1 protein-coding gene is annotated in these 1,294 nt (G+C 65.1%); it reads left to right on the top strand.

Features of this window, described 5'->3' with window-relative positions; translation table 11 throughout:
- Positions 1-1,187: IS4 family transposase (locus tag ACFXN1_RS51845; protein ID WP_379464197.1), on the top strand; the 1,187-nt coding region annotated here is incomplete at its 5' end.
- Positions 1,188-1,294: the final 107 nt, after the last annotated feature.

The raw sequence follows: 1,294 nt of genomic DNA, 5'->3' as shown, positions 1-1,294 counted from the left end.
CGGCGTCGGATCGTCGATTGTCGGATTTGGTGTCGGTGGGGTTGTTGACCAGGGTTTTTCCTGCTGATGTGGTCGATGAGGTGATCGCTGAGGCGGGGCGTACCCAGCGTCGGCATCGGGCGCTTTCTGCCCGGGTGATGGCGTATTTCTCGATCGGGATGGCTTTGCACTCGGAGGGTTCCTATGAGGACGTGTTCGCCTTGCTGACCGACGGGCTGTCGTGGTCGTCGCAGTGGTCGCAGTCGTGGTCACCGCCGACGAAATCGGCTATCTTTCAAGCACGTTCACGTCTCGGGTTCGAGCCGGTCCGCGACCTGTTCTTCCGTGTCGCGCGGCCGTTGGCGCGTGAGGACACGCCCGGTTCCTGGCTGGCGGGGCTCCGGTTGGTGGCTATCGACGGCACGTGTGTGGACTTGGCCGACACGGCGGCGAACGCGGAGCACTTCGGCCGACCGGTATCGAGCCGAGGCGAGCGCTCTGCCTACCCGCAGGCGCGTCTGGTCGCCGTGGCCGAGTGCGGGACCCATGCGATGTTCGATGCGGTCACCGGGCCCTGCGCTACCTCGGAGATCGAAATGGCGCGGGAGCTGGTGGGGCGGCTGCAACCGGGCATGCTGGTGCTCGCCGATCGCGGCTTCTACGGATTCACCCTGTGGAGACAAGCCGCCGAAACCGGCGCGGACCTGCTCTGGCGGGTGAAATCCACGCTGCGGCCGCGGCATCTGGAAACCCTGGCCGACGGGTCGTGGCTGGCACGGATCATCCCGACCTCGGGTCCTGATCGTCGAAAGATCGAACCGTCGACCGTGCGGGTCATCGACTACACACTCGACGACGGGCGCGGCAATCCCGAGCAGTATCGACTCCTCACCACGATCCTCGACCCCGACCGAGCCGGCGCGCAGGATCTGGCCCTGGCCTACGCGCAGCGGTGGGAAATCGAGAACACCTTCGACGAACTGAAAACACACCAGCGCGGACCGCGGGCAGTGCTGCGCTCGAAATCACCCGACCTGGTCCAACAAGAAATCTGGGGGCACCTGTGTTGCCATCACGCGATCCGAACCCTCATGCTCGACACCGCCACCGCCGGCCAGCACGACCCGGACAGGATGTCGTTCGTCGCAGCCTTGCGAATCACACGTAGATCATTGTCCCACAGCGCATTTCCCCCCTCACGACCATAACGCCGCCGCCGCGCTGTGGCGCTGCGCCATCGACAAGCTACTCCAACGCCCGAATCCCGAACGCCGCCAACGATCCAACGCCCGCGTCGTCAAACGCAAAGTCCTCA

Origin of the sequence: Nocardia sp. NPDC059154 (assembly GCF_042755705.1) — a bacterium.
GTDB lineage: Bacteria > Actinomycetota > Actinomycetes > Mycobacteriales > Mycobacteriaceae > Nocardia.
This window is presented reverse-complemented; position numbering and strand designations above follow the sequence as displayed.